This window comes from Bradyrhizobium sp. (genome assembly GCF_049519115.1).
Taxonomy (GTDB): domain Bacteria; phylum Pseudomonadota; class Alphaproteobacteria; order Rhizobiales; family Xanthobacteraceae; genus Bradyrhizobium.
In genome coordinates this window covers 291,759-306,111 of sequence record NZ_JBEKRB010000001.1, presented here as the reverse complement: position 1 = coordinate 306,111, position 14,353 = coordinate 291,759, and the positions used below count along the sequence as shown (strand labels likewise).

General features: G+C 60.1%; 14 protein-coding genes. 6 read left to right on the top strand and 8 right to left on the bottom strand.

Annotated features, from left to right (window positions below; genetic code table 11):
• The first annotated feature begins 30 nt into the window (after window positions 1–30).
• Entirely contained in the window at window positions 31–948 is a 918-nt protein-coding gene (locus ABSE61_RS01550) for an amidohydrolase family protein (protein ID WP_423869291.1), read from the top strand.
• 8 nt (window positions 949–956) lie between these two features.
• On the opposite strand, the gene ABSE61_RS01545 is transcribed toward ABSE61_RS01550, so the two are convergent.
• The 4 genes from ABSE61_RS01545 to ABSE61_RS01530 form a co-directional block, all read right to left on the bottom strand.
• Window positions 957–1,142, bottom strand: a complete 186-nt coding sequence (locus ABSE61_RS01545; RefSeq protein ID WP_072821809.1) for a hypothetical protein — start codon at window positions 1,140–1,142, stop codon at window positions 957–959.
• Window positions 1,143–1,333: 191 nt separating this feature from the next.
• Window positions 1,334–2,872, bottom strand: coding sequence for a SpoVR family protein (locus tag ABSE61_RS01540; RefSeq protein WP_423869290.1), 1,539 nt, complete (start codon window positions 2,870–2,872; stop codon window positions 1,334–1,336).
• Entirely contained in the window at window positions 2,869–4,143 is a 1,275-nt protein-coding gene (locus ABSE61_RS01535; protein ID WP_423869360.1) for a YeaH/YhbH family protein, read from the bottom strand. Before ABSE61_RS01535 ends, ABSE61_RS01540 begins: the two co-directional genes overlap by 4 nt.
• 77 nt (window positions 4,144–4,220) lie before the next feature.
• Window positions 4,221–6,164: a PrkA family serine protein kinase gene (locus tag ABSE61_RS01530; protein ID WP_423869289.1), complete on the bottom strand. Its 1,944-nt coding sequence runs from the start codon at window positions 6,162–6,164 to the stop codon at window positions 4,221–4,223.
• Between the two features lie 975 nt (window positions 6,165–7,139).
• On the opposite strand from ABSE61_RS01530, the gene ABSE61_RS01525 reads away from it, so the two are divergent.
• Window positions 7,140–7,940, top strand: a complete 801-nt coding sequence (locus ABSE61_RS01525; protein WP_423869288.1) for a Crp/Fnr family transcriptional regulator — start codon at window positions 7,140–7,142, stop codon at window positions 7,938–7,940.
• Window positions 7,941–8,048: 108 nt separating this feature from the next.
• Here the strand turns inward: ABSE61_RS01525 and ABSE61_RS01520 are convergent, their stop codons facing one another.
• Window positions 8,049–8,435 carry a VOC family protein gene (locus ABSE61_RS01520; RefSeq protein WP_423869287.1) on the bottom strand — a complete coding sequence of 129 codons (387 nt, stop codon included), beginning with the start codon at window positions 8,433–8,435 and terminating at the stop codon, window positions 8,049–8,051.
• 378 nt (window positions 8,436–8,813) lie between these two features.
• Here ABSE61_RS01520 and ABSE61_RS01515 point away from each other — a divergent pair, with 378 nt between their 5' ends.
• Window positions 8,814–8,999, top strand: a complete 186-nt coding sequence (locus tag ABSE61_RS01515) for a hypothetical protein (protein ID WP_423869286.1) — start codon at window positions 8,814–8,816, stop codon at window positions 8,997–8,999.
• 32 nt (window positions 9,000–9,031) lie between these two features.
• Here the strand turns inward: ABSE61_RS01515 and ABSE61_RS01510 are convergent, their stop codons facing one another.
• Together ABSE61_RS01510 and rocF are read right to left on the bottom strand one after the other, a co-directional pair.
• On the bottom strand, window positions 9,032–9,304 hold the full coding sequence (locus ABSE61_RS01510; protein ID WP_423869285.1) for a hypothetical protein: 273 nt from the start codon (window positions 9,302–9,304) through the stop codon (window positions 9,032–9,034).
• 98 nt (window positions 9,305–9,402) lie between these two features.
• Window positions 9,403–10,359 carry an arginase gene (gene rocF / locus ABSE61_RS01505; RefSeq protein ID WP_423869284.1) on the bottom strand — a complete coding sequence of 319 codons (957 nt, stop codon included), beginning with the start codon at window positions 10,357–10,359 and terminating at the stop codon, window positions 9,403–9,405.
• A gap of 252 nt (window positions 10,360–10,611) precedes the next feature.
• Here rocF and ABSE61_RS01500 point away from each other — a divergent pair, with 252 nt between their 5' ends.
• The 3 genes from ABSE61_RS01500 (at window position 10,612) to ABSE61_RS01490 (ending at window position 13,466) form a co-directional block, all read left to right on the top strand.
• On the top strand, window positions 10,612–10,866 hold the full coding sequence (locus tag ABSE61_RS01500) for a PilZ domain-containing protein (protein ID WP_423869283.1): 255 nt from the start codon (window positions 10,612–10,614) through the stop codon (window positions 10,864–10,866).
• Window positions 10,867–10,973: 107 nt separating this feature from the next.
• Window positions 10,974–12,479 carry an ATP-grasp domain-containing protein gene (locus ABSE61_RS01495; protein WP_423869282.1) on the top strand — a complete coding sequence of 502 codons (1,506 nt, stop codon included), beginning with the start codon at window positions 10,974–10,976 and terminating at the stop codon, window positions 12,477–12,479.
• Window positions 12,480–12,626: 147 nt separating this feature from the next.
• Complete coding sequence (locus tag ABSE61_RS01490) at window positions 12,627–13,466, top strand: alpha/beta fold hydrolase (protein ID WP_423869281.1); 840 nt, start codon at window positions 12,627–12,629, stop codon at window positions 13,464–13,466.
• A 71-nt stretch (window positions 13,467–13,537) separates the two neighbouring features.
• Here ABSE61_RS01490 and ABSE61_RS01485 read toward each other — a convergent pair whose 3' ends face one another.
• A complete protein-coding gene (locus ABSE61_RS01485) occupies window positions 13,538–14,215 on the bottom strand; it encodes a PRC-barrel domain-containing protein (protein ID WP_423869280.1) in 678 nt (225 codons plus the stop codon).
• Window positions 14,216–14,353 lie beyond the last annotated feature (138 nt).

Below are 14,353 nucleotides of genomic sequence, written 5' to 3'. Positions count from 1 at the left end.
GACAGCCCGCAAATTAAAGAAAGCCACGACATGCAATTCGAAAAAACACCGGGCTGGCTCGACTGGTATGCGCAGCCCTCAAAGCCCCGTTTCAAATTGCCTGAGGGCGCGGTCGATACGCATTGCCATGTGTTCGGCCCTGGCGACGAATTCCCGTTCGCGCCCGAGCGCAAATACACGCCCTGCGACGCGTCGAAACAACAGCTCTTTGCGTTGCGCGATCATCTCGGCTTTGCGCGAAATGTAATTGTCCAGGCGACCTGCCATGGCGCCGACAACTCGGCCGTGGTCGATGCGCTTCACGCCGCGCAGGGGCGAGCCCGTGGGATCGCAACGGTCAAGCGCAATGTCAGCGACGCCGAATTGCAGGCGTTGCATGAAGCCGGCATCCGCGGCGTGCGTTTCAACTTCGTCAAGCGGCTGGTAGACTTCACGCCCAAGGACGAACTGATGGAAATCGCCGGGCGCATCGCGAAACTCGGCTGGCATGTCGTGATCTATTTCGAGGCGGTGGACCTGCCGGAGCTGATCGATTTTTTCGCAGGCCTGCCCACAACCGTGGTGGTCGATCATATGGGACGGCCGGACGTCACCAAGCCGGTCGACGGGGCGGAATTTAACCGGTTCGTGGATTTCATGGAGCACCACAAAAACGTGTGGTCGAAGGTCAGTTGCCCGGAACGGTTGTCGGTTTCGGGGCCCCCGGCGCTTAATGGCGAGCAAAATGCCTATCGCGACGTCATCCCGTTCGCCAGGCGCCTGGTCGAGACATTTCCCGACCGCGTTCTCTGGGGCACCGACTGGCCACATCCCAATTTAAAGGGCCACATGCCCGACGATGGCCTTCTGGTCGACTTTATTCCGCACATTGCAGTCACGCCCGAACTGCAACAGAGGCTGCTCGTGGGTAACCCAATGCGGCTTTATTGGCCGGAAAAAGCGCAATAACGCGGCCTTCAGTGCACCGTCTCGAAACGGTATTCCTCGCCCTCGTCGCCCAGCGACATGATGGTATAAAGCCGCTGCAATTCTTCCTCGAGGTGCTCATTGACGAGCATCAGCGCCTCAAGCGCACCCCGCATGTTGCCATCGCAAGATGCTATGATTTTTTCGATAGCAACTTCAGTCCGCTTGTACGCCATTGGTAATCCCCTACTGAACACCCGCATGCCAATATCTGTGGTTGATTGGGGCAAAATTCGGCGTCGGAAGGGATCATTTAATGGCGTCGTGGAGTTTTCCCCCGCCGATTAGGAATGGCTCTGGCTGCCTCGATTTGGACATCAATCCCGGACGTCAACGCGGCAAAATGCGGACGAATAAGTCGGCCGGATCAGGCGGCTACCGCGAGACCCCGCGGGCTGACCACATACTCCTTCAGGACGTTGTCCTTGGCGTCGACCTCAACCAGAGATACGTCATAGGTCCAAAGATCGGCGAGATGTTGCAGCACGCGTCGCGCGTCGGTCTCGTTGAGCGTGGCGCCTTTCACCACGACATGGCGCAGCATCAGCCGGCGGTCGCCGGCGAGATCGACATCGACCACCTCGATATTCGGATCAATATGACCGACATCATATTGTCGCGCCAGTTCGCGGCGAATCCGGCGATAGCCGCGCGCATCGTGGATCGCATCGACCTTGATGCCCTCGGTAAACTCAGGATCGTCGTGCAGATGAAACATCCGCCAGCTTCGCATCAGCTTCGGTGACAGGAACTGGCTGATGAAGCTCTCGTCGCGGTAGTTGGCCCAGACCTGGCGCAGCACGCCCATGACGTCGCCTGCACCCGCGATGTCCGGAAACCATTCGCGGTCCTCGTCGTCCGGCGCGGTGACGATGCGCTCGATATCCTGCATCATCGCAAAGCCGAGCGCATATGGATTGAAGTCGGAGAAACGCTGATCGTCGAATTCGGGCTGAAACACCACATTGGTGTGGGATTGCAGGAATTCGAGGAAATTGCCGTCCGTGAGCCGGCCCTGCTGATGCAGGCGGTTCATGATACGGTAGTGCACGTAAGTCGCGGTGCCCTCGTTCATGACCTTGGTCTGGCTCTGCGGATAGAAGTATTGCGCGATGTGGCGTACGATCCGCAGCAATTCGCGCTGCCAGGGCTGCAATCTCGGCGCGGTCTTTTCCAGGAAATAAAGAATGTTTTCCTGCGGCAGGCCCAGAAGCTTGCGCCGCCGCTCGGTGTTGAGGATCTCGGTGCTCTTCGCAGGTCCCGTCGGCACCGTGCGCCACAGATCGTTGAATACGCTCTGCTCGTGCTCGCGGCGTTCGCGCGCGCGTTTCTCCTCGGAACGAAGATCGAGGTTCTTCTTGCCGGGATAGCGGTCGATGCCGTGCGACATCAAGGCATGCGCGGCATCGAGCGTGATCTCGACCGCGAGCCGGCCATAACGTTCCTCGCAGTGCGCGACATAGCCCTTGGCGAAATCCAGATAATCGAGGATGCCGTCGGCGTCGGTCCATTGCCGGAACAGGTAGTTGTTCTTGAAGAAGTGGTTGTGGCCGAAAGCAGCATGCGCGATCACCAGCGTCTGCATGGTCGCGGTGTTTTCTTCCATCAGGTAGGAAATGCAAGGCGAGGAATTGATCACGATCTCATAAGCGAGACCCATCAGTCCCTTGCGATAGAAGGTTTCGTGATGCGCGAAACGCTTGCCGAACGACCAGTGCTTGTAGAACAACGGCATGCCGGAGGAGGAATAGGCGTCCAGCATCTGTTCGGCGGTGATGATCTCGATCTGGTTCGGATAGGTATCGAGACCGAGTTCGCCGTGCGCGATCTCCTCGCAGGCATCATTGATACGCTGCAACAGCCGGAAATCCCAATCAGCGCCTTCGTACAGGCGTTCGGATGTCATGGCGCGACTTTCTCCTGATTTCGGCGACGCTGGAACAGATCGTGGAACACCGGGAAGATTTCGCTGCGGTTGGAGACCTTGCGCATCGAGAGCGGCGCGCCTTCGCTGCGCAGGCGCTGGTACAGCGTCCAGAGCGAGGAGTCCGGCATCTCGAACGTTGATCCGTTCGCTTCGCCGACTTCCAGATAAGCGAAGAACTGACTCACGGGCAGGATGTTTTCGGTCAAAAGCCGCCCGGTGAGCGCGCTGTCGGAGATCGAGTTGTCGCCGTCGGACGCTTGCGCGGCATAGATGTTCCAGTCGGAGGGACGGAAGCGCGAGCGCACGATGTCGTTCATCGCCTGTAGCGCGCTCGACACCATGGTGCCGCCGGAGGCCGGGCCGTGGAAGAACGTCTCTTCGTCGACTTCCTCGGCGCGGTCGGTATGGCGGATGAAGACGATCTCGACATGCCGGTAGCGCCGGGTCAGGAAGACGTAGAGCAGCATGTAAAACCGCTTGGCGAGGTCTTTCATGTGCTCGGTCATCGAGCCCGACACGTCCATCAGGCAGAACATCACCGCCTGCGCCACCGGCTTCGGCACCGTGTCGAAGCGCCGGTAGCGGATGTCGATTGGATCGATGAAGGGAATGCGCTTGGCCTTGGACTTGAGCGCCTCGATCTCGGCGAGAAGCTCGATGCGGCGCGCTTCGTCGGAGCACGTCTCCAGCTCCACTTCGAGTTCGGCGATTGCCTCCGGCCGCGGACGCTTGAGCGCGATGCGACGCGCCAAAGCGAGTTGCACGGTGCGTTTCACCGAGATGTTGGCAGGCGAGCCCGACGTCGAATAGCCGGCGCGCTGAAGTCCCTCGCTTTCGGCCTCCGCCAGTTTGCGCTTGGCAAGGTCGGGCAATTCGAGATCGTCGAGGAACAGATTGACGAATTCATCACGGGAAAGAACGAAGCGGAAATCGTCTTCGCTGTCGCCCTCACCGGCTTGCGAACCGCGGCCACCGCCGCCCTTCGGCCGCTCGATGATATCGCCTTCGACGAACTTCTTGTTACCCGGCAGCACCCGGTCGCGCGTGCCGCCTTCGGTACGGAAACGGGGCTCGTGCATCCCGTCGAGCGGGATCGAGACCTCGCCGCCTTCCAGGACATCCTTGATGTCCCGGCCCTCGGAGGTTTTCTTGACGGCGCCTTGAACTAGCGCCTTGGCGCGGCGCAGGAACCTCTGGCGGTTTTCCAAGCTCTTAGAGCCTGGATTCAGGCGCCGGTCGACTATGAACATCGCCACTAGTGCCCACTCTCCTAAGTTTGTTGTTGCACCTCAGGAACGTCAAATAGGCGGCACTGTTGCATCCCGCCTCAGCCGGCTTGTTTCACCCTCATGTACCACTCGACGAGCCTGCGGACCTGGCGCTCGGTATAACCGCGCCCCACCATCCGCGCGACGAAATCGCCATGCTTCTTTTCGGTCTCGCCGTCCTTCTTCGATCCGAACGAGATCACCGGAAGCAGATCCTCAACTTGCGAGAATATACGCTTTTCGATCACTTCGCGGATCTTTTCGTAAGAGGTCCAGGACGGATTCTTGCCGTTGTTCTGGGCGCGCGAGCGCAAGGAGAACTTGACCACCTCGTTGCGGAAGTCCTTCGGGTTGGCGATGCCTGCCGGCTTCTCGATCTTGGTCAGTTCCTGATTGAGCAGTTCGCGATTGAGCATCTGCCCGGTGTCGGGATCCTTGAAGTCCTGATCCTCGATCCAGGCGTCGGCATAATCGACGTAGCGGTCGAACAGGTTCTGGCCGTAGTCGGAATAGGATTCCAGATATGCCTTCTGGATTTCATGACCGATGAACTCGGCATAGCGCGGCACGAGTTCGGCCTTGATGAATTCGAGATAGCGCTTCTCGACCTCCTCGGCCAATTGCTCGCGCCGGATCGACTGCTCCAGCACATACATCAGATGCACGGGATCGGCGCCGATTTCGGACGTGTCGTGGTTGAAGGTCGACGCGAGGACCTTGAAGGCGAAACGGGTGGAGACGCCGTCCATGCCTTCGTCGACGCCGGCCGCGTCCTTATATTCCTGGACGCTGCGCGCCTTGGGATCGCTCTCTTTCAGGCTCTCGCCGTCATAGACGCGCATCTTGGCAAAGGTCGTCGAGTTCTCGTGCTTGCGAAGCCGCGACATCACCGAGAAACGCGCGAGCGTTTCCAGCGTCGACGGCGCGCAAGGCGAGGCTGCAAGCTCGGATCCCGAAATCAGCTTCTCGTAGATCTTCTGCTCTTCGGTGACGCGCAGGCAGTAAGGCACCTTGATCACACAAATACGGTCGATGAAGGCTTCGTTGTTCTTGTTGGACTTGAAGCTCTGCCACTCGGCTTCGTTTGAGTGTGCGAGAATGACGCCGGTACAGGGGATCGCGCCGATATTCTCGGTGCCGATATAGTTGCCTTCCTGCGTGGCGGTGAGCAGCGGGTGCAGCATCTTGATCGGCGCCTTGAACATCTCGACGAATTCAAGCACGCCCTGGTTCGCGCGGTTGAGGCCGCCGGAATAGCTGTAGGCGTCGGGATCGTTCTGCGCGTAGGTTTCGAGTTTGCGGATATCGACCTTGCCGACCAGCGAGGAGATGTCCTGATTGTTCTCGTCGCCCGGTTCGGTCTTGGCGATCGCGATCTGGCGCAGCCGCGAGGGCTGGATCTTGGCGACGCGGAAGCGCGAGATGTCACCGCCGAAAGCTTCCAGCCGCTTGTAACACCACGGGCTCATCAGCCCGGAGAGACGACGGCGCGGAATGCCGTACTTCTCCTCGATCATCGGTCCGAGTTGCTCGGGATCGAACAGACCGAGCGGCGACTCGAACACGGGCGAGAGTTCATCGCCGGCCTTGAGCACGTAGATCGGGTGAACTTCCATCAGCGCCTTCAGCCGTTCGGCGAGCGAGGACTTGCCGCCGCCGACCGGGCCGAGCAGATAGAGAATCTGTTTCCGCTCTTCGAGACCTTGCGCCGCGTGCCGGAAGAACCCGACGATGCGCTCGATGGTTTCTTCCATGCCGTGGAAGCCGGCGAAGGCCGGATAGGCGCGCATGGTCCTGTTCAAAAAAATACGGCCAAGGCGTGGGTCCTTGGCCGTGTCTATCATCTGAGGCTCACCGATCGCCGCTAGTAGCCGCTCTGCCGCATTGGCATATCGCATCGGGTCCCCTCGACACGACTCCAGATATTCGGCCATCGACATGTCAGTTTCGCTTCGCGCCTCGAACGATCTGGCGAATGCATTGAACAAAGAGTCGTTATACATTGATCCCGCTCCTCATCTGGTTTTGCTGCAACGCTGAAACGCGCGTCATAACCACGTCATCAAACGCTGCCTTGTACCGGCCCCTCGAATCAGTCTCCGCACTGCCCTCCATTGGACACGCGACCGACTCGATCAGGCAATGCAATACTTGTGCTAGACGATCCGCCATTGTCGAAAATTAGTTTATTCTTAGACGATGTAGCTATCTCGCCACATCCGGTCCGCTACTGGCGCGCTGTAGACGCTCGTTAATCTTTTGTTAACATATGCATCCCTGCGCGGCTTTGAAGAGGCCATTTTACTCTTTGAGACCGGCGTAAGCGGGCGTGAAGCTTCACAAGCGCGGCATTGGCGCGACCCAGTGACGCAAGGGATGGAACCAACCCGCCGAACGTTGAAGTCGAATGCGCGCGTTGGGCAGCGTACTTCGCTTTTCACATTCAGCGTTGCCGTGACGCCTCGGCCCGGCATCGGCGGCGTCGATCATCCGCCAGAAACAATCCCACGACCGGCCGAAATCGGGGCTCTCCCGGCCGGATTTTTCAGGGCTGATTCTCGCTCGCTCCGATTCCTTAGAATCCTAATCTCAGCCTGTTTCGGAATGGCCGCTTCGGCGGCCTATCGCTCGGCCTATGCTTGGCCTATTTCTCGGCCTAATTCTTGGCCACACCTGCGCTCTATTCGATCACCCGGCAAGACGGCCACCGCGCCCCCGGCGGCTTGTCTGCTGGCCTCCTGAGCATCTCGCCCGCCTCTCTCCAGCCTGCCGTTTTGCGGGCGCGTACCCTCGCCTTGGCCCCGCCAATTCGACCAGAGGATGAGGAAGCCGCCCGCCTCCGGCCGGCTATTTCAGGCTATAAGTTGCCGGGTAGCGTTTGGCCCGGTAGTAACGGCCCATGCGGCGGCCCGGGATTTCAAGGGCAAGCCGAAGATACGGCAATAACCGGCAAATTATTTCGGCTCAAGGACAAGGCCATGACTCCAGCTGCAGACCTGTCGACGATTCTTAATCGTATTCTCGACACCGCCGCGGACAACTTGCGGGTCGCCAAGATCCTGATCCAGCTCGGGCTCGATCCCGACAACATCACCTATGACGCGATCTTCAACCGCCTGCTCGAATTGTTTCTCGCCAATATCACGCTTGCGAATCTGTTCGCGCTGATCGGCGCGATCTTCTTTGTCGCGACCTTGCTCACCCAAACCATGGTGCCCCTGCGGGTCGCCAACATGTTCGGCTGCGCCTTCTTCGCCGGCTTCGGCGCGCTCGCCGGCAACATCACGACCTTCCTGTTGTACTTCCTGATGGTGCCGATCAACGCCTTCCGGCTCCGCCAGATGCTCAACCTGGTGAAGAAGGCGCGCAGCGCCACCCAAGGCAACACCTCGATGGAATGGCTGAAGCCGTTCATGACCGAACGCAAATATCGCAAGGGCGACGTGCTGTTCAAACGCGACGAGACCGCCAACGAGATGTTCCTGACCATGACCGGAAAATTCCTGGTCAAGGAGATCAACGTCGAACTGCCGCCCGGACGGCTGATGGGCGAACTCGGATTCCTCTCGCCCGACAACAAGCGCACCGCGACCGTCACCTGCCTTGAAGACGGCCACGTGCTCTCGATCACCTATGAGAAGCTCCTCGAAATCTATTTCCAGAATCCGCAGTTCGGTTACTACTTCCTGGTGCTCACCAGCCAGCGGCTGTTGGAAAACATCGCGCGGCTTGAGGGCATCATCGCACAGAACAAACTCGCGCAACCCGCGCCGAATTAGCGCACGCGCGCATAAACAGAGACGTCCGCGTTCTTGCAAGACTGTCGGCACATCTGCTGACGATCCGGAACGGACAACGGACCCCAATTTTGAGTATTAGAGGACAACTCAAGAGGCCAAGGCGGAAGTCGTGGGAATATGCCGATTCAACCATTCCTGCAAGCTCGCAGCCTGCGCTTTGGCGAAGTGGAATTCGACGTGGATGGCTTCGCCCTCGTGGGCGCGAACGACGAACGGGAGTGCCGAAGAGAGATCCGAAAGGCGTAGACTTCCCTTTTCTCCAACCTTCATTCCAGACTCACAACCAATCATCGCGCCACCTTCCGAAATGCCTACCAGCTCTCCACTCTTCGACGCGATCCCCTTGGCTTCGACATGACGCCACCACGCGTCCACGTCCGTCACGATCAGATGCATCATGAAGTTGTCGGCGTGCTCCAGCACGTAAAAATCCTGCAGCAGGAACGAGCAGTCTCCGCGATGCAGGTACGCCATGTTCTCGCTCGACCACGCAAGCTCAAAGCCCAGATCCTGGTAAAACTGCTTGGAAAGTTCGAAAAGTCCCGCGCCGGCACGAAGGCCTTGATCTCCACCGTTTCCAACGCGCTCACGACCCCTCTCCGTTAAAACTCACGTTATCGGGATTCTAGCCGCCACACTCTCGTTGGATCTTGTGACGATATTTGGCTCGGCGTTTCGGCGAAGGCCGCGCGAGCGGCCGCTTGAAACAAACTGGCCGCTTGAAAGCGAGAATTTTCACTAATTTATTTTTGGTATTGCAAGAGAATCACATCAAACTGGCGTGAAATGGTTCACGCACCTGGCCGTCCACATTCGAGGCGGTCGTGAATTGATCCCTTTGCGGAGGGTCCGATGTATTTTGTTGCTGGAGCACTTGCGGTCCTTTCGGGCCTTTTTTACCTCGCGGGCAACAACGAGATGGGCTCGTTCGGCCCGACCTTGTGCCAATATGGCGACGTGTTCTGCGACAAGCCCTATTACGTGCTGGTCGGCGCCATCCTCGCCGGGCTATGGGCGGCCTTCGTCAGCATTCGCTGAAGCGGAGCGCTTCCCCGGCACGACGACGAATTTCACTCTTGTTCAGGATTTGGCGGCGCGACACGTTTTGGCCCGAGCGGATCGGGCTCGAGTTCGGATTTAGGTTCGGTCGGCACCACCTTGGCGCCTGCGGCGCGCGCGGCCTCCCCCGTTGTATGGAAATAAGCGACTTCGGCGGATTGGGCATGCGGCCGCGCCCACGGCCCGTGATCGACAAGCAGCATCGCCACCAGCCCGAAGACCGCTATCGCCAGCGCGACCATGACCGGCCGCACGCCTCTCTGCCTCGCATGATCGGAGACCATCGAACACCCTCGCCTGATGTTTCCCTGAAACGTCAATGACGCGCGGCGGCGAAGGTTCCGCGAGGTTTTGCGGCCGGTTCGGGGAACAAAACCGCGAACTACATCGCGTTGGTCGGCGTCGGACGATCGGTGATCTGCTGGCCGAACAGGCTCGCGATCAATTCCACCACGCTGCGCGCGGTGCTGCCGCGATCGTCGAGGAACGGATTGAGTTCGACGATATCGACCGAGTGTACGACGCCGGAATCGTTCAACAGCTCCATGATCAGATGCGCCTCGCGATAGGTCGCCCCGCCCGGCACCATGGTGCCGACGCCGGGCGCCACTTCGGGATCGAGGAAATCCACGTCGAAACTCAGGTGCAACACACCGTCGACCGCCTTCACCCGGTCGATGACACGGCGGATCAGCACGCTGACGCCGAACTCGTCGATCTTGCGCATATCCGCCACGCTGATGCGGCGGAGCTTCACCAGGTCTTTTTCGAGCTTGTCGATCGATCGGGTGCCGAACAGCTCGAGCCTCGAGGAGTCGATCGGGGCGCGCGGCTCGTGACCCAACAGCCCGTCGAGCCCTTCCTCGCCGCACAGAAACGCCGCCGACATGCCGTGCATGTTGCCGGTGATGGTGGTCGCCGGCGTGTTGTAGTCGGCATGCGCGTCGAGCCACATGACGAAGAGCTCCCGCCCCTGTTCGCGGCAGTGACGCGCCACGCCGTTGATCGAGCCCATCGAGAGCGAATGATCGCCGCCGAGAAAAATGGGAATGGCACCGGTTTTCGCCAACTCGTAGGCGCGCGCGCTGATCGTACGGATCCAGCGCTGAATCTCGCGGTAGTGCTTGGCGTTTTGCGGCGGAGTGTCCTCGAGCGCCGCGACGCCGGCGACCGTCAGATCGCCGTGGTCTTCCACCGCAAAATCGAGCTCCTCCAGCACGGTCAGAAGACCCGCGGTGCGAAGCGCCGCCGGCCCCATCAGCGTCCCGCGTTGCGACGCCCCGATTTCGATCGGCGCGCCAAGCACGGCGATCTTTTTTGCTGGCTCTGAAGCGTTCACCGGTGGAAACCTTTCACAATGTCACATAACGGTGCGAGCTTAGCCGCAAGCTTTCGATTCTGATATTCCGGTGGCGTGGAACCCAAGGGCGGGCAAGCGCGGGCGGCCGCTTCCGCGACCTCCGGCTGTAAAAAAGGCGCCAACAAGCCTTCCGGCAACTTGATCATTTTCCGGGGTAAGGGGAGAAGTACCGGAGGCTTTAAGGGGTTTCACTCGAAAAGTAGGGATTTCGACGTTCTGGGACGTGAGGGGATGGACGAGGAACACCGGAGCGCAAACCGACATCGGGTGCTGAAAGGCGGCCGAGTTCATTTCGGCGGCGGCGCGATCGATTGCACAATCAGAAACATTTCCGAGACTGGCGCGGCGCTCGATGTCGCAAGCCAGCTCGGAATCCCGACCGAGTTCATGCTGGCGATCGACGGCGAGCAGCGGCCCTGCCGGGTGGTCTGGCGCAAGGAAAAGCGCATCGGCGTGACCTTTGACAAGGAAAACGGCTGGGAGTGACGCCGGCAGTAGAAGAAGCCTGCAATGCTGGCAGGATGCCAACCTCGGCGAATCAGCCGATAGTGCGCCTCCTGATACCAGCCGCGAAAGCCGCAAGCGCCAAGCCCGTGAACAAATCACAAGCCAAATCGTCCATCACAGGCCACTGGGCGCCCCGCCTCGCGCAGGAAACACGGCTGCGCGAGCTCGACGCACAGTTGGCGTTGCCGCTCGATCGAGATGTGCTGCTTCCGGTCGAGATCGAGCGCGCGGCGCTGCTCGGCGCGCTCGATCGCAAGGCCGAGGCGCAAACAGCCTTCATCGATATTCTGCGCCGGCATCCGACCCATTTCAGCGCGCTCAACGAATTCGGCACGTGGCTCGCAAGCCAGGGCGCCATCGACGCCGCCTGCCGCGTCTATGCCGAGGCGATTCTGCATCACCCGGACAATCCGATGGCGCATGTGAACCTCGGCAACCTGCTGCTCCGCGCCAACCGCCATGCGGAAGCACGCGCGCATTACGAGACCGCCTTGAAGGCCGATCCCGATCATGCCGCAGCCCATCAGGGCATGGGCGCGGTGCTATCAGACGAGGGCGACCGCGACGGCGCGCGCGAACATTTCACCAAAGGATTTCGCCGACATGCGGTCTCGACGCTGCCCTATCGCGGCGAAGGCCCACCGATCCCGCTGTTGCAATTGGTGTCTTCCGGGGGCGGCAATATTCCGACCGCGCCGTTCCTCGATGATGGCGTATTCCTGACCACGGTGGTCGTGACGGATTATCTCGACCCCGCAACGCCGTTGCCGCCGCACCGTCTGATCTTCAACGCGATTGGCGACCCTGATCTGTGCCAGCCCGCGCTCGAAGCCGCGATCCGCCTGACCGCGCGCTCGAAGGCGCCCGTCATCAACGATCCCTCCGCGGTGATGCGAAGCGGGCGGATCAACAATGCGGCGCGGTTGTCGGCGCTGCCCGGCGTCGTGACGGCAACAACGCTATCCGTCGACCGCGCGATTCTCGCCGGCCACAAGGCGACCGCCTGGCTTTCCAAACACGGTTTTGCCTTTCCGCTGCTGTTGCGCTCGCCCGGCTATCACACCGGGCGCAATTTCGTGCTGGTGGAGAAAGCCGCCGATCTTCCAGTGGCCGTCGCGGAGCTGCCGGGCGAGGAGATCCTCGTGATCGAATATCTCGACGCGCGCGGTGAGGATGGCAGCGCCCGCAAATATCGCGTGATGATGATCGGCGGAAAACTGTTTCCGCTGCATCTGGCGATTTCGCGAAACTGGAAGGTGCACTATTTCACCTCCGACATGGCCGACAAGCCGGATCACCGCCAGGAGGAAATGGCCTTCCTGCAAAACATGCCCGCGGTTCTCGGCGACAAGGCGATCGCAGCATTGCATGCGATCTGCAAGGCGTTGGCGCTGGACTATGCCGGCATCGATTTCGCCGTGAACGCGGGAGGAGACCTTCTGCTGTTCGAGGCCAACGCCACCATGGTGATCGCCTCGCCGGATAACGACCCGCGCTGGGCCTACCGGCGCGGCCCGATCACGGCCGCGATCGAGGCCGTGACCGGAATGATCAAGCAAAGAGCGGGTCTTGGCCGCCGCGCGGCGGGTTAAAGCAGCTTCCGGACGCCCCTATACCGCAACGCAAAAACCTGTTGCAAAGCAATAACTTTCACAAATTTAATCTGCCCAATCCTTCACCTGAACCCACTGAAGCCACGTCCAAATCATTATCTGAGGTGGGAGGAGAGGGAAAAGATAATGAAACGCGGCTTGGTCATTCTGGCCTGCATCTGCGCGGTCATCGGCGGCGTGTATGTCGCCGGCAGCAAATGGGCCATCCGACATCAGACGCTGAATCTGTTCGATGCCGCGCGGCAACGGCCGGTGTCGGTCGATCTCGCCGTGCGCCGCGACCATGAGATGCGGGCCAATGACAGCGACCGGAAGCTGCCGGTCGCGATCATCAGTAACGGCAACACGGTGAAGAACACCGAATACTCCTTCCTGCAAAACGTGCTGGCCGCGCGCGGATATCTCGTCGCCAGCATTCAGCAAGACCTGCCGAGCGATCCGCCGCTGGTCACCAAAGTGGGCATGCCCTATGTCGGCCGCCTCGACGTCTACAAGCGCGGCGAGGCCAACATTCTCTTTGTCGTCGGCGAGTTGAAGAAGATCGAGCCGAACGCCGACTACGACCATTTGACCCTGGTCGGCCATTCCAACGGCGGCGACGTCGCAATGTACACCGCGAAAGAACACCCCGAGCTGGTGTCGAAGGTGATCACGCTCGACAACCTGCGCGTTCCCTTCGTGCTCAACGACAAGATGAAGATCCTGTCGTTCCGCTCGAACGACCCGAACTTCAAGACCGATCCCGGCGTGCTGCCGACGCCGGAACAGGCCAAGGCCGAGGGCATCGACATCGTCAAGACGCCGTTCCAGCACACATGGATGAGCGACCGCGGTCCGGAAAAAGCGCGGGAGCAGATCGAGGCGACGCTGGAGAAGTTCTTGGGCGATTCTTCAAGCAGCGATCTGTCGCCGGTACCGACCGATAATCCGCTGATTGCCAAGATGGGACCGGGCCCCTATCCATAAGCGCGGAGGGGCGGAGTCCAAGCCCGGATTCCGCCCTGTATTTTCTTGTGCTTAATGCGTCCGACCCGCTTTTACGTCCGGTTCGACTGCCAGCGGCCGGTGTACTTGAACTCGGGTGCCGCCTTCAACTGATCGGCGGTCGCGTTCATTGAGGCGTGCCACTTCTTGTCCTGCTCATTGTAGCTGACCTTCACCGCCGACGGATTGACGGCGACATAATGCTCGCCAAGCCCGAGGAAACCGCCGACCGAGACGATATAGGCCTGCGAACGGCCGTTGGGGTTGAGTGCGATATCCTTGATCTGGCCGATGTCCTTGTTGTCGGTGTTGTAGATATCAAGGCCTACCACCTTCGAACTCAGCTCGTCGTTCTGGGGAATTGCAACGAACGTGCTGGACGAGGTATTGCCGACCGCGCCCGTCGTCGACGAGGCATTGTTATTGTTGGAGTCGTTGATCGCCGTGACTTCACTGAAGGAGTCGGGGCTGATCGTCATCACCACCGGGTTGCCCTCGCTGTCGCGCGCATGAACCATGAAGGCGGTCGGGGCTACGCGAATATCCTTGTAGCCAGCCTTCTCCAGCTCGCTTTGCAGGTTTGCCCGCAGATGCGGATTGCTCGCGCTCGCGTTGCCGTTCTGCATGGCGCCAGGTTGCGCCGGATTGGGCTGTGTTGAAGTCGGGCTCTGGGCCATCGCCGCCTGCGACAGCACGAGTAGCGCTGCGCCGGTGAGAAGAAATGAACGCATGTCGGTCTCCTTGTTTTTGGAATGCCCCTCGTGGGACCAACACAGGAAGACGCCGCGCGTTTCATGAACTTTAGACCATCATTCCCGGGCGACAGCGCGCAGCACCATTCGCACGGTTCGCCACGCGGCGCGCGTCAA